The following is a 25,439-nucleotide window of genomic DNA, read 5'->3' as shown; positions in this document are numbered from 1 at the left end:
ATGCGTCCGGCATATCTGATCCGCTTCACCCGATCGTGTCGGTCCACCCCGGACGGGCATGACACCATCGATCCGTGCTCGACATCGGCTACTCCCTCTCCCGCCGCTTTCCCGACCCCCCGCAGACCGACTACCGCCGCGCGGACGTCCGCGCGCTGCGGCACGATCTGTTCTCCGGCGACGTCTACCTCGCGGACACCAAGGCCGACCGCGAGGTGTCCACAGCCTGGGGATGGGTTCCGGTGCTGGACTTCGCGTGGGCGCTGTGCGACATCGTCGAGCAGATCGACCAGGATCCGCGCGGCAACCGCTCGCACCGGCAGCAGTACGCGGAGCTGGACTTCACCGAGTCGTCGGACCGGATGATGTTCGAGCGGCGCTTCGGCTGGGTCGACGTCGAGGCGGACTGGATGCCCGGCGACGAGCCCCCGCTCACCTTCAGCCACTCCCTCCTGCGCCGCGAGGCCCGTGACTTCCTGCACGACCTGATCGCCGACCTGGCCGACCTGCACGAGGGCCTCGCCGACAACCCCGTGGTCTGGGACCTCCAGGCCCGCTTCCCCCGCATGTGAGGCCCGCGCCGCCGCCCGAGGGCCTTACGCCTCCACCCGCACCCCGATCTGCGCCGCGAACGCCGGAGCCAGCTCCATCAGCTGCAACGGGCTGATCACCGCGCCCGCCAGCCGGTCCACGCCCCGTGCGATGTCCAGCTCGGCCACCGCGCGCAAATCCACCGACTCCATCCGGGCCCCGCTGAAGTCCGCACGCTTGAGCACGCAGTCCCGGAACTCGACGCGGACCAGGTGCGCTTCCCCGAAGTCCGGCTCGGAGAGCACGCAGCCCTCGAAGACGACGTCCTTGAGCCGGGCCTTGCGAAGATTCAGGTAGTCGATCTTGCCGCCGCGCACCACCACCCGCTCCAGCACCGCACCATGCAGCTGCACCCCGCCCAGGCGAGCGTCCACCACCTCCACGTCCCGCAGCGACGCCTCCGCGAGATCGGTGCCCACACCCCGTACGCCCGTCAGCACCGCGTCGATGAAGCGGGACCGCGCCAGCTCCGCGCGGTCCAGTGCGCAGCCGTCCAGGGCACAGTCCATGAACCGGGCCCCGCGGCCCGACGCGTCCGTCAGGTCCACCCCGTCGAACCGCACGCCGTCGTAGTCCCCGTCCGGCTCCAGGCCCGCGCCGTCGTAGGGAACGAGCGGCGGCAGCCGCACCTCCGGACGCCGCGCCGCCGCGACGGTGTCCTTCTTGCCCTTGACCGCCCTGACCCCCCTGGTCGCCCCGGTCGCTCTGGTCGTCCTGCCCTCGCTCGCTGCCATGCCCCCATCGTGACGCACCCCACTGACAACCCCCGGCGACCGTGTCACGAGCCGCCGCCCCCGATCCGTCGCATCATCAAAGACGCGAAGGAGATCCAGCCATGGAACACATCCACGTCATCGGCGGCGGCCTCGCCGGCCTCACCGCCGCCATCACCGCGGCCGAGTCCGGTGCGCGCGTCACCCTGCACGAGGGCCACCGGGCCCTCGGCGGGCGGGCCAGGACCGCGGACGGGCCGTACCGCGCCAACGAAGGCCCGCACGCCCTGTACCGGCGCGGGCCTCACTGGGCCTGGCTGACCCGGCGCGGTCTTCTCGGCGCCGTCGTCTCCGTACCGCCCCTCGAAGGCCTCCGCTTCCGTTTCCGCCGCGCGGGAGCGGCCCGCCGGACCCCGCCCGTGGCCCTGCTGCGGCTCGCCCGCCGGGCCCCCCGCACCGCCCCGGTGGACGACGCCTTCCTGGAGTGGGCCACCGGACAGGTCGGCGAGGAGGGCGCCCGCGCCGCCGCGAACTTCGCCGCCACCGCGCTGTTCCACCACGACCCCGGGTCGCTCTCCGCCCGGTTCGTCCAGGAGCGCCTGCACCGCCTGGCCTCGTTCCCGCCCGAGGCCCACTACCCGGTCGGCGGCTGGGCTCCGCTCGTCGAGCGGCTGGCCGGCCACGCCCGGGGCCTCGGGGTCGGCATCGAGACCGCCGCCCGCGTCGACGCCCGGACCCTCGGCGAGCTGGCCCGTACCGGACCGGTCGTCGTCGCCACCTCCCTCGACTCCGCCCGTGTCCTCCTCGACGACGCGTCCCTGACCTGGGACAGCGGCCGCACCGTCCTGCTGGACCTGGCGGTGCGTACCCGGCGCGGCGACGCGTTCGTCGTGTCGGACCTGGACGCGCCCGGCTGGCTGGAGCGGTTCACCGCCCAGGATCCCGGCCTCGCCCCGGCCGGCGAACAGCTGCTCCAGGGCCAGTTCCCGATCGGCCCCGACGCCCGCAGGGCGGAAGGGACCGCACGGGCCGAGGAACTCCTCGACCTCGGCTTCCCCGGCTGGCGGGAGCGCACCACCTGGCGCGTCGAGGCCCTCGCCGACGGCCGCACCGGGGCCGTCGACCGCCCGGGCTCCACGTGGCGGGACCGGCCCTCCGTCGTCCGGGGCGACGGGATCTTCCTGGCGGGCGACCAGGTCGCCGCCCCGGGACTCCTCAGCGAGGTGTCCTTCACCAGCGGCATCGAAGCCGCCCTGCTCGCCGTGAAGGCCGCCGGGCCGCGCTCCCGGGCGGGGATCCGGGACGGGGATCCGGGACGGGGTTGACGGGGTTGGCGGGGTTGACGGGGGTGACGGATTGACCTCAAGGTGACTTGGCGTTCGAGGGTGGTGGCACAGCCCGCGGCGGGCACGGCCCGCGGCGCCACCCCAGGGAGCCCTTCATGCACGCCGTACGCCTTCACGCCTTCGGCCCCGCCGAGAACCGTCGGCGGGACCACCGCCCGCGCCGCCGTGGACCTGCCCGGCCCCGGCGGGCAGCACGTGGTCTACGGCTGGTCGGGCATGGGCCTCCTCGACGGGGGGCCGCTCACCTTCTCCGACGACGAACTGGCCGAACGCGGCACACGTCCGGGTCCCGTCCTCGGGCCGGGGGTGATCGATAACGGCGGCGGTCTTTGCGCGCTGGAGACGCGGGGCACGATGGGCAAGGTGGTCCTGGAGCCGTAGTCAGCCCCTGCGCCCGTCGGCCCCCAGACGGGTCAGCGCCCCGTCCGTCAGCCGGTACACCGTCCACTCGTCCTGCGGGCGCGCGCCCAGCGACTCGTAGAACGCGATGGACGGGGTGTTCCAGTTGAGCACGGACCACTCCAGCCGCTGGTAGCCGCGCTCCACGCAGATCCGTGCCAGCTCCGTCAGCAGCGCCCTGCCGTGGCCGCCGCCGCGCCGGTCGGGGCGGACGTACAGGTCCTCCAGGTAGATGCCGTGCACTCCGCGCCAGGTGGAGAAGTTCAGGAACCAGAGGGCGAAGCCGATCACCTCGCCGCTGTCGTCGTCGGCCGTCGCCATGTGCGCGTAGGCGGCGGGCCGGTCGCCGAACAGCGCCTCGTGCAGTTGGTCCTCGGTGACGACGACCTCGTCGAGGGACTTCTCGTACGCGGCGAGATCCCGCACCAGGGAGTGCAGGGCGGGGACGTCTTCAGGTGTGGCGGTACGAATCATGGGCGCAGCGTAAGCAACCCGGGGTCCCGGCCACACCTGCTCTGCATTTCGCGACTTCCGGCCAGGCGCCGCGGACTCGACTCCGCCTTGAGTCCCCCCTGCCCCCCGGCCCCGACCGGCGCGCGGGAGGAGGGCCCCTCACCGCCCCAGCAGTCGCCGCGCGATCTCCGCGTGGTCGGGGGCGATCCGGCCCTCCCCGTTCTCCGCGGCCCACAGCCCGTTCTGGAGCACCCGCCCCAGCGTCCAGGCCCGCGCCCGCTCGCGGTCCCGCTCCAGGCCCAGCGCCTCCGTCAACGCGTCGAACCGCCACATCACCTCGTCGGCGTCGAAGAGGTTGTCCAACGCCGGGAACAGCTCGAATCCCGGGTCGCCCGCGAGCGGCTTCGGATCGAGCGCCACCCACTCCCCGGCCCGCCCCGCGTCCGCGCGCCCGGCCAGGATGTTGTCGTAGTGCAGGTCCCAGTGGAGCAGCCGGTCCCCCGGCTCCCCCGCGACCTCCCGCACCGCCGCCGCGCAGTCCGCGATCAGCCGCCGGTCCTCGGCGTCGGCCAGCAGGCCCACCCGCTCCGGGACCGCCGCGAGCATCCGCTCCACCGCCCCGCCCAACGTGCGCAGCCCCTCCGGCGCGGGCACCGCCACCAGCCGGGCCAACACCGCGCCGAGAACCGTCACCGCCTTCCGCACGTCGGCCTCGCCGGACAACGGCCGCCGCTCGTCGAGCCGTTCCAGCAGCATCGCACCGGACTCCGGATCATGGCCGAGCAGCTCCACCGCCCCGGCCCCCGCGTCGGTCCACGCCCGCAGCGCGACCGGTTCGCCCGCCGTCTCCTCGTCCACCGACTGGAGTTTCAGGGCCGCGGGCCGCCCGTCCGCCTCCCGCACCACCGGCAGGACCAGCGCGCACACCCCGTACATCGACGGGCCGTCCGGCCGCAGCCCCCACCGCTCCAGGCACCGCTCGGCGAGTCCCGGCAGGGCGGCGACGAAGGCCAGGCCCGCCGCTCCGTTGTACCGGGACTGCGTGGCGATCAGTTCGTCAGGAATGTCGAGCACCTGACCGATCCTAGGGACACCGATCCTGGGGACCGGCGTCGACCGGACCATGACGGAACGCCCCCACGCGCAGTAACGTCCCGCCACACGTACGCTCGGCATCTCACCGGACCGGGCAGGGACACCAGGGGCATCATGAGCACCGTCAGTACCGTCGTCGGCGGCATATCGTTCTGGTACGCGCGGGAGGGCACCCCCGCCCCGCGCGAACCCCTCCCCGGCGACACGGGCGTCGACGTCTGCATCGTCGGAGGCGGCTACACCGGGCTCTGGACGGCGTACTACCTGAAGAAGGCCGTCCCCTTCCTCAACATCACCGTCCTGGAAGCCAAGTTCTGCGGTTACGGGGCCTCCGGCCGTAACGGCGGCTGGCTGTACAACGGCATCGCCGGCCGTGACCGGTACGCCAAGCTGCACGGCCACGACGCCGCCGTACGGCTCCAGAAGGCGATGAACGACACCGTCGGCGAGGTCGTCAGGACCGCCGCCGAGGAGAAGATCGACGCCGACATCCATCAGGGCGGCGTCCTGGAAGTGGCCCACACCCCCTCCCAGCTCGCCCGGCTCAAGGACTTCCACAGCGTCGAGATCGCCTTCGGGGAGAGCGACCGGGTCCTGCGCGGCGCCCGCGAGACCGCCGAGCGCGTCCATGTGACGGGGGCCGTCGGCTCGTCCTGGACCCCGCACGGCGCCCGGCTGCACCCGGCCAAGCTGGTCAAGGGCCTCGCGGACGTGGTGGAGGCGCTCGGCGTGACCATCCACGAGTCGACGCCGGTCACCGAGATCAAGCCCAAGCACGCCGTGACGCCGTACGGCACGGTCCGCGCCCCGTACGTCCTGCGCTGCACCGAGGGCTTCACCGCGAGCCTCAAGGGGCAGAAGCGCACCTGGCTCCCGATGAACTCCTCCATGATCGTCACCGAGCCGCTGCCCGCCCGGATCTGGGACACGATCGGGTGGGCGGGCCGCGAGACCCTCGGTGACCTGGCCCACGCCTACTTCTACGCCCAGCGCACCGCCGACGACCGCATCGCGCTCGGCGGCCGGGGCTACCCGTACCGCTTCGGCTCGGCCACCGACAACGACGGCCGCACCCGGCCCGAGACGGTCGCGGCCCTGCGCGAGCTGATGGTCCGGCTCTTCCCCACCACGGCGGGCGTCCACATCGACCACGCCTGGTCCGGCGTCCTCGGCGTCCCGCGCGACTGGTGCGCCACGGTCACCCTGGACCGCTCGACGGGCCTGGGCTGGGCGGGCGGTTACGTCGGCTCCGGCGTCGCCACCGCCAACCTCGCCGCCCGCACCCTGCGCGACCTGATCCAGCAGGACTCCGGGCAGGCGGGCCCGACGGAGCTGACCACCCTGCCGTGGGTGAACCACAAGGTCCGCCGCTGGGAGCCGGAGCCCTTCCGCTGGCTCGGCGTCCACGGCATGTACGCGGCGTACCGCGCGGCCGACCGCCGCGAGAGCACCTCGCCGCGCCCCGGCACGGACCCGGTCGCCAAGGTGGCGGACCGCATCGCGGGTCGCCACTGAGCCGCCGGGCTCGCAGGCCCGGGCTCGCTCAGTCGCGCGGCCAGGGCCGTCCGTCGAGACGTTCGATGGAGAGGTTCAGGCGGCTGAGGGAGTCGGCGAGCTGCTGCGCCTCCTCGGGGGTCCAGTCCGTGAGGACCTTCGCGAGGCCCGCCAGATTCCGGCTCCGGTCGTAGTCGAGGCGGCGTTCGCCCTCCTCGGTGATGGCGAACTTGCGGGCGATGCCGCCGTCGGGGTCCGGGATGCGCTCGACGACCCCGGCCCGCAGCATCGCGGCGGTCTGCCGGTTGAGCGTGGAGGCGTCCAGACGGAAGGCGTCGCCCAGCTGGCCGATGGACATGGGGCCCTCCACCTGGATCCGGCTGAGCAGGATGTAGGCGGACCGGTCGAGCTGCCAGTCCACGCGCGGGGTGACCATGTGCATGTACCGGCCGAGCAGCATCGTCTCGCGTTCGATCCGGTCGATGGGCTTGTCCACGCGGTGCTTCCTTCGTCGAACAGGTCTCTCACGATAAATGTGCATGAGGCACACGTTATGCATGATGCACGTACTATGCATGATGCACAATCCGTGTATCTTGCATAGTCGAACGCCGGGAGCGCGACCCGAGAGCGCGTCCTGAATACGTGAGAGCGCGTACGCGAGAGCGAACGGCCCGCACGACCGACCGGCCCGGAAGGGCAAGAGGGAGCAGTACCCGTGGAGAGTTCACCCCCCGCAGCCCGCCCGGGAGGCGTGGTCGGCATCCTGGCCTTCGCCGGAATCGTGGCGGCACTCACCCAGACCCTGGTGGTGCCGCTGATCGCGGAGCTGCCGAAGATGTTCGACACCTCCGCGTCGAACGCCTCCTGGGTGATCACCGCCACCCTGCTGGCCGCCGCCGTGGCCACGCCCGTCGCCGGCCGGCTCGGCGACATGTACGGCAAGCGGCGCATGCTGCTCGTCTCGCTCGTCCCGCTGATCCTCGGCTCGGTGGTCTGCGCCCTGTCCTCGTCGGTGGTCCCGATGATCGCCGGGCGCGGGCTCCAGGGCCTGGGCATGGGAGTGGTCCCGCTCGGCATCAGCCTGCTGCGCGACGTGGTGCCGGCCGAGAAGCTCGGCCCGTCCATCGCGATCATGAGCGCCTCGATGGGCGTGGGCGGCGCGCTGGGCCTGCCGTTCGCCGCCGCCATCGCGGAGAACACCAGCTGGCGGGTGCTGTTCTGGGTGGTCGCCGTGCTGGCCCTCGCGGTCGGCGCGCTGATCCTGGCCCTGGTCCCCGGGGACCGCCCGGCCACCGGGTCCACCGGCTTCGACGTGCTCGGGGCCGTCGGCCTCGGCACCGCCCTGATCTGCCTGCTGCTCGCCGTCTCCAAGGGCGCCGACTGGGGTTGGGGCAGCGCCACCACGCTCGCCCTCTTCGCCGCCGTGCTGGTGCTGCTGCCCGCCTGGGGCTGGTGGGAACTGCGCCTCAGCGAACCGCTGGTCGACCTGCGCGTCACCGCCCGCCCCCAGGTCCTGATGACGAACACGGCCTCGATCCTGGTCGGCTTCGCGATGTACGCGCAGTCCCTCGTCGTGCCGCAACTGCTTCAGCTGCCCGAGGCCACCGGCTACGGCCTGGGCCAGTCGATGCTGGCGATGGGCCTCTGGATGGCCCCGGCGGGCCTGATGATGATGGCGATGTCCCCGGTCGGCGCGAAGCTGTCCGCCGCCAAGGGCCCGAAGGTCACCCTGGCCGTCGGCAGCCTCCTCATCGCCGCCGGCTACGGCCTGTCCGTCCCGCTGATCGGCGCGGACTCCCCGTGGAGCCTGCTGGTCGTCACCCTCGTCTGCAACTCGGGCGTCGGTTTCGCGTACGGGGCGATGCCCGCGCTCATCATGAGTGCGGTGCCCCAGTCCGAGACCGCGTCGGCGAACAGCTTCAACGCCCTCATGCGCTCGATCGGCACGTCCTTCGCGGCGGCGGTGATCGGCGTCGTCCTGGCCCGGATGACCACGGACTTCGGCGGCTTCCCGCTGGCCTCCCAGAACGGCTTCCGCGTCGCGATGCTCATCGGCTGCGGCGTGGGCCTCGCGGCGGCGGTCGTCGCCGCTCTCATCCCCGTACGGCCGGCGACCGCGCCGCTGCGGCCGGCCGCGGCGAGCGGTCCCGCGGGGGTTCCGGAGGCCTCGGAGTCCAAGGCCTGACCGTCGCCTGTACGGAGCACGGCCCGTGGCCCGACGGCTGAACCGCCGGTCCACGGGCAGGACTTGGTCCGACCACCCGGCCCAGCGGTCACGAGGCCGCGTCAGCGCCTCAGCGCCTCAGCGCGTCAACGCGTCAACGCGTCAACGCGTCAACGCGTCAGTCTCAGCAGCCGCCCGGCTCTCGCCGTCGCGACCAGCTCCTCGACAGTGGCGAGCTTCACCCGGGGCCGCCCGTCGCGCCTGCCCCGGTCCCGTTCGGCACGGTCGATCGCGGCCAGGCCCCGGGCGTCCACGACCCGACGGTTGCGCCGCCGGGCCAGTCGCCGGAACGCCTTGGCGTCACCCGTCGGGGCGGGCAGGGTCCCGGCGACCGCGTCGGCCAGGAGCGTGCCGACGGTCTCGGCCGCGCAGGTGCGGTTCGCGCCGATCCCGCCGGATGGCCCCCGCTTGATCCAGCCGACCACATAGCCGCCGGGCAGCCCGGCAATCCGTCCGCCCTCGTGCGGGACGGTGCCCGAGGCCTCGTCGAACGGCAGCCCGGGGACCGGCAGCCCCCGGTAACCGATGGCCCGCAGCAACATCCCGGCGGCCAGATCCACCGCGCCCTCGCCGTCGCCGTCGCCGTCGGTGACCCGTACGGTGCGCATGTCCCCGTCGACCAGGATCTCCACCGGCTCGGAGTGGAAGCGGAGCACGATGCGCCGGTCCGCCCCTCGACCGGGCCCGGGGGACGCGGCGCCCGTACGCACCCGGGCGAGGCCCCGGAGCAGCCCGGCCCGGTCGCCCGCCCCGGCCGCGTCGATCGCCTCCCCCGTGCGCGGATCGTGGTCGTCCACCACCAGCTCCACGCCCGGCAGATGCTTCAGCGCGAGCAGTTCGGAGCGGGTGTACGCGGCGTCCCCGGGCCCCCGCCGCCCCAGCACCACCACCTCGCGGACCCGGCTCGCCCGCAGCGCCTCCAGCGCGTGGGCGGCGATGTCGGTGCCCGCGAGCGCCTCCGGGTCGGCGACCAGGACCCGGGCGACGTCGAGCGCCACGTTGCCGTTGCCCACCACGACGACCCGCTCGGCGGACAGGTCGACGCCCTGCGCGACGGCCTCCGGGTGGGCGTTGTACCAGGCGACGAACGAGGTCGCCGACAGACACCCGGGACCGTCCTCGCCGGAGATCCCGAGCCGCCGGTCCGTGGAGGCGCCGACCGCGTAGATCACCGCGTCGTGGTGGGCGGCCAGCTCCTCGGCGGTGACGTCCCGGCCCACCTCGATGCCCAGGTGCATCCGGACCCGGGGGTGCGAGTGGAAGCGGGAGAAGGTGTCGCCGACCTTCTTCGTTGCGGGGTGGTCGGGGGCCACCCCGTACCGGACGAGCCCGCCGGCCACCGGCAGCCGGTCGATCAGGGTCACCTCGGCGGCGGTGTGCAGCAGCAGGTCCTGCGCCGCGTACATCCCGGCGGGCCCGGTGCCGACGACGGCCACCCGCAGCGGCCCGAAGTCGGACGGCAGGCTGCGCCCGAAGACCGGCTCCCCCCAGACGTGGAAGTTCGGCCCGTCCGTCGTGTCGGGGTCCGGCTCCCCGCCCTCGTAGTAGGCGGCGTTGATGTCGGCGTACTCCCGCTGCGCGGCGGACAGCGAGTCCACCGGGAAGATCGCGTCCACCGGGCAGGCGTCCGCGCAGGCCCCGCAGTCGATGCACGCCCGGGGGTCGATGTGGAGCATCTCCGTACTGCCGAAGGCGCGTTCCTCCGGCGTCGGGTGGATGCAGTTGACCGGGCAGACGGCCACGCAGGTGGCGTCGTTGCAGCAGGTCTGGGTGATGGCGTAGGTCATGGCCCCGGCTCAGATCAGGTTCGCGCGCTTGTAGAACGCGAGGGCGGGCTTGGTGAGGAGGCGGGCGGAGGCCAGGAAGTCCATCAGCCCCGAACAGCTGGACCGCATCATGGACTTGTGGTGCTCGTTGCGCCGGGCGGCGGCCAGCGCACGCTGCTTGTCCAGCCCGGCCCTCCGGTAGACCTCCGGGTTCACCATGCTGGTCACGATGAAGTACGAGGCGACGGCGACGACGAACGCGTTGAGCTGCCGCCGCGCCCACCCGGCGCCCGCCAGCCGCTTGAGCGTCTCGTCCCGGGCGAACTTCATGTGCCGGGACTCCTCCACCACATGGATGTTGTTGATGGTGCGGACGAACGGCACCACCCGCTCGTCGCGCATCCAGTCCCGCTGCATCACGTCGAGCACTTCCTCGGCGACCAGGATCGCCGCGTACGCCGCCTCGCCGAACGCCAGCGTCTTGAAGGCCCTGCCCAGCTCCATCACCGCACGGCGGGGCCGGTAGTGGGGCGCCCCGAGCTTCTGCGCACCGCGCGCGAACATGATCGAGTGGCGGCACTCCTCGGCTATCTCGGTGAGCGCCCACTGGAACTCCGCGCCCGCCGGGTTCTTCATGTAGATGTCGCGCAGCACCATCTGCTGGAGGATCATCTCGAACCAGATCCCGGTGCTGGCGACCGAGGCCGCCTCCTGCCGGGTGAGCTCCTTGCGCTGCTCCTCGGTCAACTCGCCCCAGTACGCGGTCCCGTAGAGACTGCACCACTCCGGGCTCGCGCCGTGGAACTCCTTGTCCAGCGGTGTCTCCCAGTCCACCTCGGTGGCCGGGTCGTACGCCAGCTGCGCGGCCGAGTCGAGCAGCCGCCGCGCGACGTCGTCGCCCTCGGGGCTCTCCTGGACCTTCGACGGAACGGTGCTGCCGGCCATGCTGCGGCTCCTTGGGTCGAGTGCGGTGATCCTCGATCGTGGTGATGCGTACGTCGGCCGACCGCCGCGACGGATCCGACTCGCGCTGTACGGGGTCGGGTCGTGCTGCACGGGTCGGGTCGTGCTGTGTGCTGTACGGGATCACCGGGGCCGGGGCGGCGGCCCGTGCCGGACCGGACACCGGCCGACCCGGGATCCTTGTTAGACGCAAGGTATAACAAGGATCCCGGGTCGCCTACCCCCCGGTAGAAATCGGTACGGACGCTCACCGCGTCTCCATGCCCTGCGGGCGGTTCGGCGCTATTCCTCTTCCCAGGTGACCGGCAGGGAGACCACTCCGTAGATGCTGGAGCGTTCACGCAGCGGCACTTCCCCCGGCGGGACCGCAAGGCGCAGGGAGGGAAAACGGGCGAGGAGCGCCGGGAGCGCGACGGTCATCTCGACGCGCGCGAGCTGCTGACCGAGGCACTGGTGGGCGCCGTGACCGAAGGAGAGATGCCCGGTGGCCCGGCGACGGATGTCGAGCCGGTCGGGCTCGGGGAACCTGCGCGGGTCACGGTTGGCCGCCTGTACGGAGACGGTCACCGTCTCCCCCGCCCTGATCAGCTCGCCCGCCACCTCGACGTCCTCCAACGCGGACCGCAGCAGCGGGTCGGCCACGCTGAGGTAGCGCAGCAGCTCCTCCGCGGCCGGTCCGGCGAGGTCCGGGTCGCCGCGCAGGGCTTCCAGCTGGCCGGGGTTGGCCAGCAGGGCGAAGACGCCGAGAGCGAGCATGTTCGCGGTGGTGTCGAGCCCGGCGGCGAGGAGGAGCCCGCCGATCCCGGCCAGCTCCTCGTCGCTGAGACCGGAGGCTCCGAGGTCTCCGGACCCGCGGTCGGGGGCGGAGCCGGATGCGGAGCCAGGTGCGGAGCCGGATGCGGCGAGGTCGCTGAGCAGGTCGTCGGTGGGCTCGGCCCGCTTGGCGAGGACGAGTTCACCGACGTACCGGAGCAGCCCCGCGTAAGCCTCGTCCTTGGCCCCGGCGTCGGCCGCCTGGTCGAAGATGACCTCGACCAGCCCCAGAAAGCGCCCCCGGTCGGCGTAGGGCACGCCGAGCAGCTCGCAGATCACCAGCGTGGGCACGGGCCGGGCGAGGGCCTCCACCAGATCGGCCGTGGGTCCGGCCTGCTCCATGGCGTCCAGGCAGTCGGCGGTGAACCGCTCGATACGACCGGCCAGTTGACGCATCCGGCGCACGGTGAACCGGCCGGCGAGCAGTCTGCGGTAGCGGGTGTGCTCCGGGGCGTCGAGACCGATGATGTCCCCGACGGGCGCCGGCGGCAGCTCTCCCGGCGCGCCCTCCATCGCCATCGGCAGGTGCAGGAGCTCGTAGCGGGAGCTGAAGCGCGGATCGGCCAGCACCGCGCGGGCCGCGGCATGCCCGGTGACCAGCCGACCCACGTGCCCGTCGGCACAGCGGAGGCGGCGGACCGGCCGGTCGCTCAACGCGGTGAGCGCGGCGGGCGGATCGAAGGGGCAGCCGGCGTGCCGGTCGGTGGGCAGGACGGGCGGCTCATCAGCGGTCGCGGAGCCGGTGGGCAGGACGGGCGGCTCATCGGCGGTCGCGGAGCCGGTGGCCGGGTCGTACGCCATCGGGTTCTCCTCAGGTCGTGGGATCGGGACACCGGAGACGAAGCCATCGGGGGCCACGTCGTCGGGGGGTACTCACCGGGGGTCCTGGCCGAACTTCGAGGTCGCCCAGAAGTAGCCGAGCACCACGAGCCCGAGGCTCCAGCCCACGGCCAGCCAGCCGTTGTGGCCGATCCCGGTGCCGAGGAGCAGGCCGCGCAGGGTCTCGATGACGGGGGTGAAGGGCTGGTACTCGGCGATCGGCCGGAACCAGCCCGGCATCGTCTCCACCGGGATGAACGCGCTGGACAGCATCGGGAGCAGCACCATCGGCAGGGCGTTGTTGCTGGCCGCCTCGGCGTTCGGGCTGATGAGGCCCATGCCGACCGCGACCCAGGTGAGGGCGGCGGAGAAGAGCACGAGCAGCCCGAACGCGGCCAGCCACTCCACGAGCGTGGCGTCCGTGGAGCGGAAGCCGATGGCCACGGCGACCGCACCCACCAGGACCACGCTCAGCACGCTCTGCAGCACGCTGCCGACGACGTGCCCGGTGATCACCGAGCCGCGGTGGATCGCCATGGTGCGGAAGCGGGCGATGATGCCCTCGGACATGTCCGTGGAGACGGACACCGCGGTCCCGACCACGGTGGCTCCGACGGTCAGCAGCAGGATGCCCGGGACGATGTAGGCGATGTAGGCGGCGCGGCCGCCCTCTCCGCCGCCGATGCCCGCGCTCATCACGTCGCCGAAGATGTAGACGAAAAGCAGCAGGAGCATGACAGGCGTGAGGAGCAGATTCAGCGTGAGGGACGGGTAGCGCCGGGCGTGCAGCAGATTGCGGCGCAGCATGGTGTTGGTGTCCCGGACGGCGAGGGCGAGGGTGCTCATCGGAGGTTCTCCTTCGGCTGGTCGGCCTGGGCGGGCACGGTGGCGGAGGCGGTGAGGGCGAAGAACACGTCGTCGAGGTCGGGCGTGTGCACGGTCAGCTCGTCGGCCTCGATACCGGCCGAGTCCAGCCAGTCGAGGATGGAGCGCAGTTCGCGCTGTGTGCCGTCGCTGGGGATGGACAGCGACAGGGACTCGTCGTCGGGGGCGGCCCCGGTCAGGGCGGAGGCGGCGGACCGGTAGGCGTCCGGGTCGGTGAAGCGGAGCTTGACGTGGCCGCCCGGGACGAGCCGTTTGAGCTGCTCGGCGGTGCCCTCGGCGGCGATTGTCCCGTTGTTCAGTACGGCGATGCGGTCGGCGAGTTCGTCGGCCTCCTCCAGGTACTGGGTGGTGAGGAAGACGGTGACGCCGTCGGCTACCAGGCCGCGGATGATGCCCCACATGGTGTGGCGGGAACGTGGGTCGAGGCCGGTGGTCGGCTCGTCGAGGAAGATGATCCGCGGGGAGCCGACGAGCGTCATGGCGATGTCGAGGCGTCGCTTCATGCCGCCGGAGTAGGTGGACGCCGGCTTCTTCGCGGCTTCCACCAGGTCGAAGCGCTCCAGGAGTTCGGCGGCGACCCGCCGCCCCTCGCGCCGGGGCAGGTGATGGAGGTCCGCCATCAGCAGCATGTTCTCCTCGCCGGTGATCAGCCCGTCCACGGCGGAGAACTGCCCGGTGACACCGATCGTGGCGCGGATCGCCTGGGCGTCGGTGGCGAGGTCGTGTCCGCCGACGCGGATCTCGCCGGAGCCGGGGCCGGGGGAGATGAGGGTGGAGAGGATCTTGACGACGGTGGTCTTGCCCGCGCCGTTGGGGCCGAGCAGAGCGAAGACGGTGCCCTGGGGCACCGACAGGTCGATGCCGTCGAGCACGATCTTGTCGCCGTAGGACTTGCGCAGTCCGGTGGCGGTGATCGCCTGCGGCGCGACCTGGGCGGCGAGCGGCGCGGAGGCCCGGGTGACAGACACGCTGGTTCCCTTCATGCTGATTCCCTTTCGCGAGCGGTGAGTCGGGAGTGGCCGGGACGAGAAGCGGGCACGGCGAAGTCGGGCTCGGCAGAGAGCCGGGCGCCGTGGAGGGGGTGGGCCGAAGCCAGGCGCGACCACCTCAGACGCGGGAGTCAGGCACGGCGGACGATGATGTCGCCGGCCCCGCTCCGGGCGTGCACCTCGACGGTCTCGTCGGAGTCCTCGGGCCCGGCGGCGGCGCCGAGCGAGTTGCGTACGGTGCCGAACTTGGGGTTCAGGTCGAGCCAGGCGGCGGTGCCCTCGTGGATGCCCACTTCGAGGTCGCCGACGGACGTGCGCAGAGCGATACGGCCGCGGGTCACGTCGCCGACGCGGATGCGCCCGTTGGAGGAGGTCGCGTCGACCCCGGCTCGGGCGACACCGATCTCGATGCGCCCGTTGGCGGACTTGGCGACGACGTCGCCGTGCGCGACGCCCACGGAGACGTCGCCGTTGGCCGCGTTGACCTTCAGCACACCGCCGACCTCGTCGATCACGGTCGCGCCGTTGCCGTTCTTCACGACCGCCGCCCCGGCGACGACGCCGACCTCGACCCGGCCCGAGCCGATGACCTCGGCGTCCCCGCTGGAGCGGACCAGCCGGATGTCGCCGTGGTCGGTCCTGAGCTCGGCGCGGACCGCCTCCTCCACCTGGAGGTCGCCGAGCGAGGTCCTGAGCCGCACCTCGCCGAGCGGCCCTTCACCGAAGAAGCCGCCCAGCGCGGAGGCGCCGCGCACATCGGAGCCCGCGGGCAGTTCGATGCTCACCTCGACGGCGCCCGGCTTGCCGAACAGGGAGCGCTTCTTGGGGGTCCTGACGGTGAGACGGCCACCCGAGCAGGAGACCCGGGTCTGCTGCACGGCGCGTACGTCGTCCTCGTCCGCCCCGTTGCCCGGCAGCACCTCGACGACCGTGTCGGTGCGCTTGCCGGCGGTGATGCGGGCGGTGCCGGCGTCCAGCTCGATGACGGCGGAGATCGGCTCGGGAGTATCGAAAGAAGGCATGGCTGTCCCGTCCTCTTGGCTCGGTGAGTGATGAGTGATCAGTGACGTCGGCCGGATCGGCGATCCGCCGGTGAGGTGGCGCCGGCTACGAACAGGCGGCCGGCGGACGTAGCGGGCCCGGCGGACCCGGCGGAACCAGTGCGCCCAGCGGAGCTAGCGGACCCAGCCGGTGAAGCCGCGGCCGCCCGAGTCCTTGCCCCGGCCCGGTGCGCCCGCGCGCCCCCCGCCGTCGAGGGACACGGACACGGCCCGCACGAGCCAGGCGTTGACCGACAGCCCCTCCGCCGCGGCCGCGCTCTCGGCGCGGCCCTTGAGGTGGGCGGGGAGACGGAGGTTGATCCGCACCATGGTGCCGTCGTCGGCCTCCCCGGCCGAAGGCGCCGCCACCACGGGAGCCACGACCGCCTCCCGCTCCTCCCGCACCGGCTCCGGCTCGGGCACCGGCGGCGGCGTCACCACGAACTCGGGATCGAGCCCGCGCAGCCGTACGTCGACCGAACCGGGAGCCAGCTCCCGGGTGACGTCTCCCATCGCCGCGGAGAGCACGTTGAGCAGGGTCAGCCGGACGGCGGACTCCAGCGGAGCACTGAGCCGCTCGGCCAGGGCGCGGGCTTCGTCACCGCTGGCATCCGCGGCGACGGCGAGCTCCCGCCGGAGATTGTCGACGTAGGGGGTGAGATCCATGACGCCATCATGGCACACGAATGGCACCACGTCGAGCCACCCTGGCTCACCTCACCCACAGACGCCCGTGACCTGCACCATCACCACCAGGGAAGCCAATACAACACCACAGAGACAGCCGAGGCAGCCTCGACTGGCACCACAGCAACACCACTTGGCACCACTTGGCACCACCAGATGCGCCGCCTGGAGGGAAGCGCATGAAGACCCGCCGACACACCGTCACCGTCCCGAACGGCTACCGCATCGGGGAGTGGCACGTCCACGAACCCCTCGCCTCGGGCGCCTTCACCACCGTGTACGCGGCACACCGCGCCCACGGCACACCCCGAACCGCCGCCCCGAAATTCTGGCCGACCAGCACCCGCACCAGCCACCGGCCAGACCCCCTGCGCGGCCTGGTCCAACGGGAAGTCGAACTCCTCGGCCGCCTGCGGTCACCACGACTCATCCGCATGTACGACACCCTCGTCGTCCACGACCCCCACCACCCGGAGCTCGACGGCGCCACCGTCCTGGTCCTGGAACAGGCCGTCTCCTGCCTGGAGGCCACCCCGACACCGGCCGACCCCGGCAGAGCCCTGCCGCAGATCTGCGAGGGCCTGACCCACCTCCACCACGCGGGCTGGATCCACGGAGACCTCAAACCGGGCGGTCCTCCGTCTGCCGGGGATACGCGACCTCCAGGACGGGCGCACGCCAGCGCAGCATGGGCCCGAGCCCGGCGAGCATCCCCTCCACCCCACCGTGCAGAAGACCACGGCCACGCACCGCCCGCTCGGCCTCGATACGAGCCTGGATACGCTCCTGCTGGGGCACGACGGCGGCGGCGTAGTACGCGCGCAGTACCCCGACGAACTCCTGACGCGCTCCGCGCTCGGCCAGTCGCCCCGCCCACGCGGGCGCCCCGATGAGCCGGTCGAAGAGGGCGATCTCCTCCTCGACCCGCCGCGCGGGCGTGGCCAGGAGCGTCTCGAGCCCCGCTTCCAGCCCGTCCGCCCCGGTGGCCGGCGTGAGGAAGTCCGGGAAGTACGCGGCCCTGGGATACAGGGGCACCAGGACGCCACGCAGAGCCCGCTCCAACCCCTGCTCCCGCAGCTCCCGCCGTGCCGTGCGGTACCACCCGGCATACGCCCAGCGGCCCCGGCTGGACTGCAGCCGATGCATGCTCGCGGCGATCTCGAAGAGGGGGTCGGGCGCGGGGGCGAGCCGGGTCCTGGCCAGATCCACGTCGTTGAAGTGGATGCGGAGCATGTGGTCCCCCAGGGGTTCGGCTCCTTGCGAGCCTGGGGAAACGCGATAAAGGCCCGATAAACAGGGACTGAACGGTCATGTGCGCCGCCCGGAAACGGAAGAAGCCCGGGTCGGAGGAGATCCGACCCGGGCTTCCCGCTGAGCCCCCTGTCGGATTCGAACCGACGACCTACGCATTACAAGTGCGTTGCTCTGGCCAGCTGAGCTAAGGAGGCGCGCCGGGAGCAGTCTAACCAACCGCGCGCCCCGCCCGTCCGCGTTTTCCGTGTGCTCCGGACTACTGACAGATCGAGAAACGCCAGGTAGCGTCACGGCAGGTTCGCGTCTGTGGACCAGACCACTCCCTACTCGGATCGTCCGGCACGTTCCTGCCGGTTGAGGAGAAGATTCAGCATGGCCAGTGTCACGTTCGACAAGGCGTCCCGCGTCTACCCCGGCTCCACGAAGCCGGCCGTGGACCAGCTCGAGATCGACATCGCGGACGGTGAGTTCCTCGTCCTCGTCGGTCCCTCCGGTTGTGGCAAGTCGACCTCCCTGCGCATGCTCGCGGGTCTTGAGGACGTCAACGGCGGTGCGATCCGCATCGGTGACCGTGACGTCACGCACCTGCCGCCGAAGGACCGGGACATCGCCATGGTGTTCCAGAACTACGCGCTCTACCCGCACATGTCCGTCGCGGACAACATGGGCTTCGCGCTGAAGATCGCCGGTATCAACAAGACCGAGATCCGGGCGAAGGTCGAAGAGGCCGCCAAGATGCTGGACCTCACCGACTACCTGGACCGCAAGCCGAAGGCGCTCTCCGGTGGTCAGCGTCAGCGTGTGGCGATGGGCCGCGCCATCGTGCGTGAGCCGCAGGTCTTCCTCATGGACGAGCCGCTGTCGAACCTCGACGCCAAGCTCCGTGTCTCCACCCGTACGCAGATCGCCTCGCTGCAGCGCCGCCTCGGCATCACCACCGTGTACGTCACCCACGACCAGGTCGAGGCCCTCACCATGGGCGACCGGGTCGCGGTGCTGAAGGACGGGCTGCTCCAGCAGGTCGACTCGCCGCGCAACATGTACGACCGCCCCGCCAACCTCTTCGTCGCCGGCTTCATCGGCTCCCCCGCGATGAACCTCGTCGAGGTCCCGATCACCGACGGCGGCGTGAAGTTCGGCAACAGCGTCGTCCCGGTCTCCCGCGAGGCGCTCACCGCCGCCGCGGACCGCGGTGACACCACCGTGACGGTCGGCATCCGCCCCGAGCACTTCGACATCGTCGAGCACGGTGGCGCCGCCGCGAAGTCGCTGACCAAGGACTCCTCGGACGCGCCGGCCGGTCTCGCCGTCTCCGTCAACGTCGTCGAGGAGCTCGGCGCCGACGGCTTCGTCTACGGCGGCGCGCAGGTGGCCGGCGAGCACAAGGACCTGGTCGTCCGCGTCGGCGGCCGTGCCGTCCCGGAGAAGGGCACGGAGCTGCACGTCGTCCCGCGCCCGGACGAGCTGCACGTCTTCGCGACCTCCACCGGCGAGCGTCTCACCAACTGACGCTCCACCCGCCGTACGCACGGCCCCGCGCCCCCGCAAGGGGGTGCGGGGCCGTTTGCGTGGTCCCGGCGGGTTTGGGTTTCGGTGCCGGGCGGCAGCAAATACCCCGGCACACAGGGCATTTCACCCTGGTTCGTCAAGCCCGCATTCGAAAGGGCGCGTCGAACCATCCCCCGGAAGGGTGACGAATTGTCGCCACGTCATCACTGGCCGCTACGCTCGCTGCGTGACCCACACCGCGCGCCGCATCGGCCGATCCCTCGCTCTCGTCCTGCCCGTCGTCATGGTTCTGTCCGGGACCCTCGCGGTCACCAGCGTCCAGTGGGCGGAGTCGGACAACGACTCCCAGCTGCTGGCCGCCTCGTCGGAGACCGTGTCCAAGCCCGCGAAGCCGCACGCCCCGCAGGACGTCCTGCGGGAGAAGCTGCTCGTGGAGCTGGAGGAGAAGGACCCGGGCGCCGCGCTCACCGGCCTCCAGCGCGCCGTCGAGCAGCGCCCCTCGCTCGCCCGCCACTGCGTGTCGATCGCGAGGGCCCTCGGCAAGGCGGCCGTCGAGCAGTACGGCCCGACCCGGGCGCACCGCTTCTCCCGGCCCGTCTGCGACACCTCGTTCGCCTCCGGCGTCGCGCAGTTCAGCTAGGAGCACCCACGCCGGGTGGCGGTCACGCGGAGCGTCGCCACTCCGTCGGCGGGCACCGCCTATCGTGCCTGCCATGCATACGTATCCGACGCAGGCCGTGATCCTTGCCGGTGGCCAGGGGTCGCGGCTGCGGCCGTACACCGACGACCGCCCCAAGCCGATGGTGGAGATCCCCGGGACCGGGACTCCGATCATCGGGCATCAGTTGTCCTGGCTGGCCGCCGAAGGAGTCACCGACGCCGTGGTCTCCTGCGGGCACCTCGCCGAGGTGCTCCAGGAGTGGCTGGACGCCGCCGTACTGCCGCTCCGGGTCACCACCGTCGTGGAGACCGAGCCGCTGGGTCGCGGCGGCGGCCTGAAGTACGCGGCCGGGCGGCTGCCCGATCCGGAGCAGCCCTGGTACGCCACCAACGGCGACATCTGGACCCGCTTCTCCCTGCGGGAGATGGCCGCCTTCCACGCGGAGCGGGACGCCACCGCCACCCTGGCCCTCGCCCGGCCCCGGATCCCGTGGGGCGCCGTGGAGACGGACGCGTTCGGGCACATCACCGACTTCATCGAGTCGCCGCCCTCCCCGTATCTGATCAACGCCGGGGTGTACGTGTTCTCGCCCGCGTTCACGAAGCTGCTGCCGGACCGGGGCGACCATGAGCGGACCACGTTCCCGCGTCTCGCCCGCGAGCGCCGGCTGGCCGGGTATCCGTTGCCGAACGGGGCGTACTGGCGGGCCATCGACACGGCGAAGGACCTGACCGAGGCGGCCCGCGAGCTCGGCTCCCACGAGGGCTGACAGGCTTCGCCTGCGCACGGAGGGGCGGCCCCCACCCGGTTCTTCCGTCCGGGTGGGGGCCGCCCCTCGCTGTTGTCGTACGGGGTCAGCCGAGGAGGCCGCCGATCGGGTTCCGGCCGCCGCCCGTGGTCGATCCCTCGCCGCCGGAGGAGGTCGAGCCGCCGGTGGGCGCCGGTTCGCCGCCGCCTCCGGACGAGCCGTCGCCGGTGGAGCCGGAGGAGGTGGGTCCGGCGCTGGTGGCGGCCGGGGGCTCCTGCGGGGTGGGCTGCCGCGGGGGCGCCTGGTCGGTGCCCTGGGTCTGGCTGGGCCGGGTGTCCGAACCGGTGCTCTGGCCACCGGAGTCGCGCGTCGCGCCCGGTGTGGCCCGGCCGTCGGCGGGGGTGGTGGCCGGGCCGGTGCGGCTGGGCTCCGGCTGTCGCCGCTGGTCCGGCGTACGGGAGGCCTGGCGTTCGCCGGTGGACTCCTGGGGCAGCGGCATGCCGGGGAGGCGGTTGGTGGGGTTGTCGTTGCGGCCGGGGACGGTGACGACCTCGCTGGAGCGGACCGCGCCGCCGAGGATGGAGCCGATGAGCAGGGTGCAGCCGACGACGACCGTCGCGACGACGGTGCCCCGGCGCAGGACCCGGCGGCGCAGGTCCCAGATCTCCGAGCGCGGGCCGAGCTTGCGCCACGCCTCTCCGGCCAGTCGGCCGTCCACGGAGTAGACCGGCGCGCCCGCGATGATCAGCGGGCTCCAGGCGGCCAGCAGGATGATGTCGGGTGCTTCGTACACGGCGACCGAGCGCCAGCTCACGGTCACCAGCAGGGCGGCGGAGAGCAGCGCGCCGAACGCGGCGGCGACCCGCTGCCAGAGGCCGAGGACGGTGAGTACCCCGACCACGACCTGGAGGAAGGCGACGGTCAGGCCGGCGCCGACCGGGTGGGAGAGCGCGAAGTCGCGCAGCGGTTCGGCCATCGCCCACGGGTGCAGGGAGGTCAGCCAGGTGACCATCGAGCCGCGCTCGCCGCCGTCGAAGTAGACGGGGTCGCTCAGCTTGCCCATGCCGGCGTAGATGGAGATGAAGCCGAGGAGCACCCGCATGGGGAGCAGGACGACGCCCAGGTTCATCCGGTGGCCGGGGTAGTAGGCGTGCCGGACGGGGTCGCCCAGGCCCCGCCGGTCGCGGGACTCGGCGGCTCCGTCGGCCTCGTCGCAGTCGTCGTCGGGGGCGCCGGTCCTGCCGAGGTCGTCGGGCCCCTCGACCGGGTCGTAGGCGCCGACGGCCTGTCGCATGGGCGGCAGGAGCGGACCGGTGTGTCCCGGCCGGTGGGGGGCGGTCAGTACCGGGTTGGGCTGCGTCTCCTCCAGGAGCGGGATGACCTGCGTGGCGCCCGCCCCGTGCCCGCCCCCGGAGGTCCCGCCGAGTCCGGCGTCGAGGTGGCCCGCGGTGGAGTTGCGCACGGCCTGGAGGAGGCCTGTCGCGCCGGGATCGCCGGGAGCGGACTTCCCGCTCCAGACGACGGGGGCCCGCCTGCGGCCCCCGCCGGCACCGCTCATGGCAGGGATGCGGGCCGTTTCCGCGGGGGCACCGCGCAGCCGTGTGCGCTGGCCCGGGGCGAGCTGCACCCGGAAGCTGGCGTGGTTGACGATGACCTGCGCGGGGTCGCTGTCCACCTTGGTCATGCTCAGGGCGGCGGGTTGCTCGTCGAACCGAGGCGTTCTGGTGTCCACACTCATCTAACCGAGTGATGTGTGTTTAGGACACTGCCTTGACCGCACCGGATGTGTCCGAGACCCGTCAAGATCAGGCCAAACTCGGGCAACCTGGAACTGTGTTCGGCGTTCGCGCGTCAACTCGCCGGGCTGGCGAGCCGCTCGCGGCGCGCGTGCCGCGGGCGTCGCGAGCCGGTCGCCGCGCGAGCGCGGTGGCACCGGCGGGCCGGCGGGCCGAGCCGGCCCGCGGCCCGACGGACGGCTATCCGCGGCGGCGCGCCACCTCGTACAGCACGATGCCCGCCGCGACACCGGCGTTGAGCGACTCCGCGCCGCCCGGCATCGAGATCCGCACCCGGTAGTCGCAGGTCTCGCCGACGAGACGGCCGAGGCCCTTGCCCTCGCTGCCGATCACGATGACGACCGGGCCCGCCAGCTGCTCCAGGTCCTCGACCGTGTGCTCACCGTCGGCGGCCAGGCCGACGACCGTGAGGCCCGCCTTCTGGTAGCCCTCCAGGGCGCGGGTGAGGTTGGTGACCCTGGAGACGGGCGTACGGGCCGCCGTGCCGGCGGAGGACTTCCACGCACCGGCGGTCATGCCGGCGGCGCGGCGCTCGGGGACGACCACGCCGTGGCCGCCGAACGCGGAGACCGAGCGGACGATGGCGCCGAGGTTGCGCGGATCGGTCACCCCGTCGAGGGCGACGATCAGCGGGTCCTCGTTGTTGTCGTACGCGGCGGCGGTGAGGTCCTCCGGGTGCGCGTACTCGTACGGCGGGACCTGGAGGACGAGGCCCTGGTGGTTCAGGCCGTTCGTCATCCGGTCCAGCTCGGGGCGCGGGGCCTCCATCAGGTTGATGTTGCCGCGCTCGCTCGCGAGCTTGAGGGCGTCGCGGACGCGCTCGTCGTTGTCGATGTACTGCTGGACGTAGAGGGTGACGGCGGGCACGCCGTCACGCAGGGCCTCGTAGACCGGGTTGCGGCCGACGACCATCTCCGAGGTGCCCTTGACGCCGCCGCGCCGGGGCGCGGGGCGGCGGGCGGCGGCCTGCTTGGCCTGGGCGCCGGCGATCCGGTTCTTCTTGTGCCCCTTGCGGGCGGAGGCCGGCGGCGTCGGTCCCTTGCCTTCGAGACCACGGCGTCGCTGGCCACCGCTGCCGACCTGCATGCCCTTCTTGTTGGACGTGCGGCGGTTCCTGCGCTGGCTGTTCCCGGCCATGATCTACCTGTTTCGTTGCTTTCAGACGTACGTACGTATAAGGAAAGTGTGCCGCCCGGATCGCCGGGCGGCACCATCTCACTGCTCGGAGCGGGTGCTCAGCGCGGTCCCAGCGTCCACCGGGGGCCGGTGGGGCTGTCCTCGATGACGAGGCCGGACTGGTTGAGCTGGTCGCGGATGGCGTCGGCGGCGGCCCAGTCCTTGCGGGCGCGGGCCGACTGCCGCTGGTCGAGGACGAGGCGGACGAGGGTGTCGACGACGCCGTGCAGGTCCTCGCCCCGGTCGCCCTCGCCCGCCCAGTGCGGGTCGAGCGGGTCCAGGCCGAGGACGCCGAGCATGGCCCGTACCTCGGCGAGGCGGTCGACCGCGGCTTCCTTGTCGTCGGCGGCCAGTGCGCTGTTGCCCTGGCGGACGGTGGTGTGGATGATCGCGAGCGCCTGCGGTACGCCGAGGTCCTCGTCCATCGCCTCGGCGAAGGCGGGCGGGACCTCGGCGGCGGGGGGAACGGTCTCCCCGGCCTTCTCGGTGACGCGCTGGACGAAGCCCTCGATCCGGGCGAACGCGGACTCGGCCTCGCGCAGGGCCTCATCGCTGTACTCGATCATCGACCGGTAGTGCGGGGTGCCGAGGTAGTAGCGCAGGACGATCGGGCGCCACTGCTTGACCATCTCGCTGACGAGGACGGAGTTGCCCAGCGACTTGGACATCTTCTCGCCGGACAGGGTGACCCAGCCGTTGTGCACCCAGTACCTCGCGAACTCGTCGCCGTAGGCCTTGGCCTGGGCGATCTCGTTCTCGTGGTGGGGGAAGATCAGGTCGATGCCGCCGCCGTGGATGTCGAAGGCGGAGCCCAGGTACTTGTGGGCCATCGCGGAGCACTCCAGGTGCCAGCCGGGACGGCCGCGGCCCCAGGGCGTCTCCCAGCTGGGCTCGCCCGGCTTGGTGGCCTTCCACATGGCGAAGTCACGCTGGTCTCGCTTGCCGGTCTCGCCGTCGCCGGAGGGCTGGCGCAGATCGTCCAACTCCTGGTTGGAGAGCTCCAGATAGCTGGGCAGCGAGCGCACGTCGAAGTAGACGTTGCCGTCGGCCTCGTAGGCGTGACCGCTCTCGATGAGGCCGCGCATCATCTCGATCATCTCGGGAACGTGGCCGGTGGCGCGGGGCTCGTACGTGGGCGGCAGGCATCCCAGGGCGTCGTAGCCGTCGTTGAACGCGCGCTCGTTCTCGTAGCCGATCGACCACCAGGGGCGGCCCTGGTCGGCGGACTTCGCGATGATCTTGTCGTCGATGTCGGTGACGTTCCGGATGAACGTGACGTCGTAGCCGCGGTAGGTGAACCAGCGGCGCATGATGTCGAAGTTCAGGCCCGAGCGGATGTGGCCGATGTGCGGTGCTGCCTGGACAGTGGCGCCACAGAGGTAGATCGAGACGCAGCCCGCTGTGAGCGGGACGAAGTCACGGATCTGCCGGGCGTTGGTGTCGTGCAGGCGAATAGTCACGTCTCAAGGGTAGTAGGCCCGCACCAGTGCCCCGCGACCCTTGGGGATCGCGGGGACAACTTTCTGGTACCGGGATGCCCCGAAACGGCCTTGGAGGGGCCCGGAGAGCGTTCTCACACCCTCCGGGGCGCCTACAGGCGGCCGACGATCTTGCGCGGGGAGACGCGGACGACGACGCGGGGGTCGTCGGCGGCGGAGTCCGGGTTGAACTCCGCGTACGGCTTGCCGGTGTACTTCACGGACAGTTCGTCGATCAGTTCCTGCCCGCCGTCCGTCGTCAGCGTCGCCTCGCCGCGGATCTCGGCGTAGGTGTACGGGTTGTCGAAGGGCTGGACGACCACGGTGACGCGCGGGTCGCGGCGGAGGTTCTTCTCCTTGCGGCGGCCGACGGTGGTGGAGATCAGAAGGTCGTCGCCGTCGCGCTTGACCCAGACCGGGGAGACCTGGGGGCTGCCGTCGGGCTGGATGGTGGCGATGTTGACGAACACGGGGCTGTCGAGCAGGTTCTTGAGCTCGGCGGAGAGTGCGGCGGTCATGCGTACGGCCTCCTGTGCG

The 25,439-nt window shown here is 72.2% G+C and carries 23 protein-coding genes, 1 tRNA gene and 2 pseudogenes; 9 read left to right on the top strand and 17 right to left on the bottom strand.

Annotated features, from left to right (window positions below):
* Positions 1-74: 74 nt before the first annotated feature.
* The gene (locus ACH4RG_RS33510) at positions 75-572 is read left to right on the top strand and encodes a hypothetical protein (RefSeq protein WP_397925068.1); all 498 of its coding nucleotides are present in this window, start codon (positions 75-77) and stop codon (positions 570-572) included.
* Between the two features lie 24 nt (positions 573-596).
* Here ACH4RG_RS33510 and ACH4RG_RS33505 read toward each other — a convergent pair whose 3' ends face one another.
* Complete coding sequence (locus ACH4RG_RS33505) at positions 597-1,325, bottom strand: pentapeptide repeat-containing protein (protein ID WP_398162439.1); 729 nt, start codon at positions 1,323-1,325, stop codon at positions 597-599.
* 101 nt (positions 1,326-1,426) lie between these two features.
* Here ACH4RG_RS33505 and ACH4RG_RS33500 point away from each other — a divergent pair, with 101 nt between their 5' ends.
* The gene (locus ACH4RG_RS33500; RefSeq protein ID WP_398540698.1) at positions 1,427-2,629 is read left to right on the top strand and encodes an NAD(P)-binding protein; all 1,203 of its coding nucleotides are present in this window, start codon (positions 1,427-1,429) and stop codon (positions 2,627-2,629) included.
* 156 nt (positions 2,630-2,785) lie between these two features.
* Positions 2,786-3,031 (top strand): annotated as a pseudogene (locus ACH4RG_RS33495) (oxidoreductase); the annotation flags it as partial.
* Here ACH4RG_RS33495 and ACH4RG_RS33490 read toward each other — a convergent pair.
* Both ACH4RG_RS33490 and ACH4RG_RS33485 read right to left on the bottom strand, forming a co-directional pair.
* Positions 3,032-3,523, bottom strand: coding sequence for a GNAT family N-acetyltransferase (locus ACH4RG_RS33490; RefSeq protein ID WP_397925062.1), 492 nt, complete (start codon positions 3,521-3,523; stop codon positions 3,032-3,034).
* A gap of 138 nt (positions 3,524-3,661) precedes the next feature.
* On the bottom strand, positions 3,662-4,627 hold the full coding sequence (locus tag ACH4RG_RS33485; RefSeq protein WP_397925060.1) for an aminoglycoside phosphotransferase family protein: 966 nt from the start codon (positions 4,625-4,627) through the stop codon (positions 3,662-3,664).
* Positions 4,628-4,711: 84 nt separating this feature from the next.
* On the opposite strand from ACH4RG_RS33485, the gene ACH4RG_RS33480 reads away from it, so the two are divergent.
* Positions 4,712-6,112: an NAD(P)/FAD-dependent oxidoreductase gene (locus ACH4RG_RS33480; protein ID WP_397925058.1), complete on the top strand. Its 1,401-nt coding sequence runs from the start codon at positions 4,712-4,714 to the stop codon at positions 6,110-6,112.
* A 28-nt stretch (positions 6,113-6,140) separates the two neighbouring features.
* Here the strand turns inward: ACH4RG_RS33480 and ACH4RG_RS33475 are convergent, their stop codons facing one another.
* Positions 6,141-6,587, bottom strand: coding sequence for a MarR family transcriptional regulator (locus ACH4RG_RS33475; protein WP_217229009.1), 447 nt, complete (start codon positions 6,585-6,587; stop codon positions 6,141-6,143).
* A gap of 222 nt (positions 6,588-6,809) precedes the next feature.
* On the opposite strand from ACH4RG_RS33475, the gene ACH4RG_RS33470 reads away from it, so the two are divergent.
* A complete protein-coding gene (locus ACH4RG_RS33470) occupies positions 6,810-8,279 on the top strand; it encodes an MFS transporter (RefSeq protein WP_397925056.1) in 1,470 nt (489 codons plus the stop codon).
* A 149-nt stretch (positions 8,280-8,428) separates the two neighbouring features.
* Here ACH4RG_RS33470 and ACH4RG_RS33465 read toward each other — a convergent pair whose 3' ends face one another.
* The 7 genes from ACH4RG_RS33465 to ACH4RG_RS33435 form a co-directional block, all read right to left on the bottom strand.
* The gene (locus ACH4RG_RS33465; protein ID WP_398162445.1) at positions 8,429-10,105 is read right to left on the bottom strand and encodes an FAD-dependent oxidoreductase; all 1,677 of its coding nucleotides are present in this window, start codon (positions 10,103-10,105) and stop codon (positions 8,429-8,431) included.
* 9 nt (positions 10,106-10,114) lie between these two features.
* Positions 10,115-11,029 carry a diiron oxygenase gene (locus tag ACH4RG_RS33460; RefSeq protein ID WP_397925052.1) on the bottom strand — a complete coding sequence of 305 codons (915 nt, stop codon included), beginning with the start codon at positions 11,027-11,029 and terminating at the stop codon, positions 10,115-10,117.
* 300 nt (positions 11,030-11,329) lie between these two features.
* Positions 11,330-12,661, bottom strand: coding sequence for a cytochrome P450 (locus tag ACH4RG_RS33455; protein WP_398540697.1), 1,332 nt, complete (start codon positions 12,659-12,661; stop codon positions 11,330-11,332).
* 72 nt (positions 12,662-12,733) lie between these two features.
* Complete coding sequence (locus tag ACH4RG_RS33450) at positions 12,734-13,525, bottom strand: ABC transporter permease (RefSeq protein ID WP_397931243.1); 792 nt, start codon at positions 13,523-13,525, stop codon at positions 12,734-12,736.
* On the bottom strand, positions 13,522-14,532 hold the full coding sequence (locus tag ACH4RG_RS33445; protein WP_398540716.1) for an ATP-binding cassette domain-containing protein: 1,011 nt from the start codon (positions 14,530-14,532) through the stop codon (positions 13,522-13,524). Before ACH4RG_RS33445 ends, ACH4RG_RS33450 begins: the two co-directional genes overlap by 4 nt.
* Before the next feature lie 152 nt (positions 14,533-14,684).
* Positions 14,685-15,575 (bottom strand): DUF4097 family beta strand repeat-containing protein, encoded by an 891-nt coding sequence (locus tag ACH4RG_RS33440; RefSeq protein ID WP_397931241.1) that lies wholly within the window; start codon positions 15,573-15,575, stop codon positions 14,685-14,687.
* 153 nt (positions 15,576-15,728) lie between these two features.
* The gene (locus tag ACH4RG_RS33435; RefSeq protein WP_397925044.1) at positions 15,729-16,259 is read right to left on the bottom strand and encodes a toxin-antitoxin system HicB family antitoxin; all 531 of its coding nucleotides are present in this window, start codon (positions 16,257-16,259) and stop codon (positions 15,729-15,731) included.
* A gap of 200 nt (positions 16,260-16,459) precedes the next feature.
* Here ACH4RG_RS33435 and ACH4RG_RS33430 point away from each other — a divergent pair.
* Positions 16,460-16,849 (top strand): annotated as a pseudogene (locus ACH4RG_RS33430) (hypothetical protein); the annotation flags it as partial.
* A gap of 52 nt (positions 16,850-16,901) precedes the next feature.
* On the opposite strand, the gene ACH4RG_RS33425 reads toward ACH4RG_RS33430, so the two are convergent.
* Together ACH4RG_RS33425 and ACH4RG_RS33420 are read right to left on the bottom strand one after the other, a co-directional pair.
* Positions 16,902-17,513 carry a hypothetical protein gene (locus ACH4RG_RS33425; protein WP_397931364.1) on the bottom strand — a complete coding sequence of 204 codons (612 nt, stop codon included), beginning with the start codon at positions 17,511-17,513 and terminating at the stop codon, positions 16,902-16,904.
* Positions 17,514-17,654: 141 nt separating this feature from the next.
* A tRNA-Thr gene (locus ACH4RG_RS33420) sits at positions 17,655-17,728 on the bottom strand.
* A 178-nt stretch (positions 17,729-17,906) separates the two neighbouring features.
* On the opposite strand from ACH4RG_RS33420, the gene ACH4RG_RS33415 reads away from it, so the two are divergent.
* The 3 genes from ACH4RG_RS33415 to ACH4RG_RS33405 all read left to right on the top strand — a co-directional run bounded on the left by ACH4RG_RS33415 (position 17,907) and on the right by ACH4RG_RS33405 (position 20,473).
* Positions 17,907-19,043: an ABC transporter ATP-binding protein gene (locus tag ACH4RG_RS33415; protein ID WP_018959798.1), complete on the top strand. Its 1,137-nt coding sequence runs from the start codon at positions 17,907-17,909 to the stop codon at positions 19,041-19,043.
* A 226-nt stretch (positions 19,044-19,269) separates the two neighbouring features.
* The gene (locus ACH4RG_RS33410; protein ID WP_397925042.1) at positions 19,270-19,683 is read left to right on the top strand and encodes a hypothetical protein; all 414 of its coding nucleotides are present in this window, start codon (positions 19,270-19,272) and stop codon (positions 19,681-19,683) included.
* Positions 19,684-19,756: 73 nt separating this feature from the next.
* A complete protein-coding gene (locus ACH4RG_RS33405) occupies positions 19,757-20,473 on the top strand; it encodes an NDP-sugar synthase (protein ID WP_397925040.1) in 717 nt (238 codons plus the stop codon).
* Between the two features lie 85 nt (positions 20,474-20,558).
* Here ACH4RG_RS33405 and ACH4RG_RS33400 read toward each other — a convergent pair whose 3' ends face one another.
* From ACH4RG_RS33400 to ACH4RG_RS33385, 4 genes are all read right to left on the bottom strand, one after another.
* Positions 20,559-22,190, bottom strand: coding sequence for a DoxX family membrane protein (locus ACH4RG_RS33400; RefSeq protein WP_398162451.1), 1,632 nt, complete (start codon positions 22,188-22,190; stop codon positions 20,559-20,561).
* A 238-nt stretch (positions 22,191-22,428) separates the two neighbouring features.
* Positions 22,429-23,385 carry a 23S rRNA (guanosine(2251)-2'-O)-methyltransferase RlmB gene (rlmB, locus tag ACH4RG_RS33395; RefSeq protein WP_097867448.1) on the bottom strand — a complete coding sequence of 319 codons (957 nt, stop codon included), beginning with the start codon at positions 23,383-23,385 and terminating at the stop codon, positions 22,429-22,431.
* A 98-nt stretch (positions 23,386-23,483) separates the two neighbouring features.
* On the bottom strand, positions 23,484-24,884 hold the full coding sequence (cysS, locus tag ACH4RG_RS33390; protein WP_397931230.1) for a cysteine--tRNA ligase: 1,401 nt from the start codon (positions 24,882-24,884) through the stop codon (positions 23,484-23,486).
* Positions 24,885-25,015: 131 nt separating this feature from the next.
* Entirely contained in the window at positions 25,016-25,420 is a 405-nt protein-coding gene (locus ACH4RG_RS33385; RefSeq protein ID WP_397925034.1) for a PPOX class F420-dependent oxidoreductase, read from the bottom strand.
* Between the last annotated feature and the right edge of the window lie 19 nt (positions 25,421-25,439).

Origin of the sequence: Streptomyces sp. NPDC021019, from assembly GCF_044333295.1 — a bacterium.
GTDB lineage: Bacteria > Actinomycetota > Actinomycetes > Streptomycetales > Streptomycetaceae > Streptomyces.
The sequence above is the reverse complement of the archived record's forward strand: the minus strand, read 5'-3'. Positions and strand labels throughout refer to the sequence as shown.

Excerpts from the sequence above, each read along its gene's own strand:
- ACH4RG_RS33400 (WP_398162451.1), bottom strand. The coding sequence starts at position 22,190 with ATGAGTGTGGACACCAGAACGCCTCGGTTCGACGAGCAACCCGCCGCC.
- ACH4RG_RS33460 (WP_397925052.1), bottom strand. The coding sequence starts at position 11,029 with ATGGCCGGCAGCACCGTTCCGTCGAAGGTCCAGGAGAGCCCCGAGGGC.
- ACH4RG_RS33505 (WP_398162439.1), bottom strand. The coding sequence starts at position 1,325 with ATGGCAGCGAGCGAGGGCAGGACGACCAGAGCGACCGGGGCGACCAGG.
- ACH4RG_RS33490 (WP_397925062.1), bottom strand. The coding sequence starts at position 3,523 with ATGATTCGTACCGCCACACCTGAAGACGTCCCCGCCCTGCACTCCCTG.
- ACH4RG_RS33425 (WP_397931364.1), bottom strand. The coding sequence starts at position 17,513 with ATGCTCCGCATCCACTTCAACGACGTGGATCTGGCCAGGACCCGGCTC.
- ACH4RG_RS33450 (WP_397931243.1), bottom strand. The coding sequence starts at position 13,525 with ATGAGCACCCTCGCCCTCGCCGTCCGGGACACCAACACCATGCTGCGC.
- ACH4RG_RS33500 (WP_398540698.1), top strand. The coding sequence starts at position 1,427 with ATGGAACACATCCACGTCATCGGCGGCGGCCTCGCCGGCCTCACCGCC.
- ACH4RG_RS33385 (WP_397925034.1), bottom strand. The coding sequence starts at position 25,420 with ATGACCGCCGCACTCTCCGCCGAGCTCAAGAACCTGCTCGACAGCCCC.
- ACH4RG_RS33480 (WP_397925058.1), top strand. The coding sequence starts at position 4,712 with ATGAGCACCGTCAGTACCGTCGTCGGCGGCATATCGTTCTGGTACGCG.
- ACH4RG_RS33405 (WP_397925040.1), top strand. The coding sequence starts at position 19,757 with ATGCATACGTATCCGACGCAGGCCGTGATCCTTGCCGGTGGCCAGGGG.
- rlmB (WP_097867448.1), bottom strand. The coding sequence starts at position 23,385 with ATGGCCGGGAACAGCCAGCGCAGGAACCGCCGCACGTCCAACAAGAAG.
- ACH4RG_RS33440 (WP_397931241.1), bottom strand. The coding sequence starts at position 15,575 with ATGCCTTCTTTCGATACTCCCGAGCCGATCTCCGCCGTCATCGAGCTG.
- ACH4RG_RS33455 (WP_398540697.1), bottom strand. The coding sequence starts at position 12,661 with ATGGCGTACGACCCGGCCACCGGCTCCGCGACCGCCGATGAGCCGCCC.
- ACH4RG_RS33465 (WP_398162445.1), bottom strand. The coding sequence starts at position 10,105 with ATGACCTACGCCATCACCCAGACCTGCTGCAACGACGCCACCTGCGTG.
- ACH4RG_RS33435 (WP_397925044.1), bottom strand. The coding sequence starts at position 16,259 with ATGGATCTCACCCCCTACGTCGACAATCTCCGGCGGGAGCTCGCCGTC.
- ACH4RG_RS33485 (WP_397925060.1), bottom strand. The coding sequence starts at position 4,627 with ATGGTCCGGTCGACGCCGGTCCCCAGGATCGGTGTCCCTAGGATCGGT.
- ACH4RG_RS33415 (WP_018959798.1), top strand. The coding sequence starts at position 17,907 with ATGGCCAGTGTCACGTTCGACAAGGCGTCCCGCGTCTACCCCGGCTCC.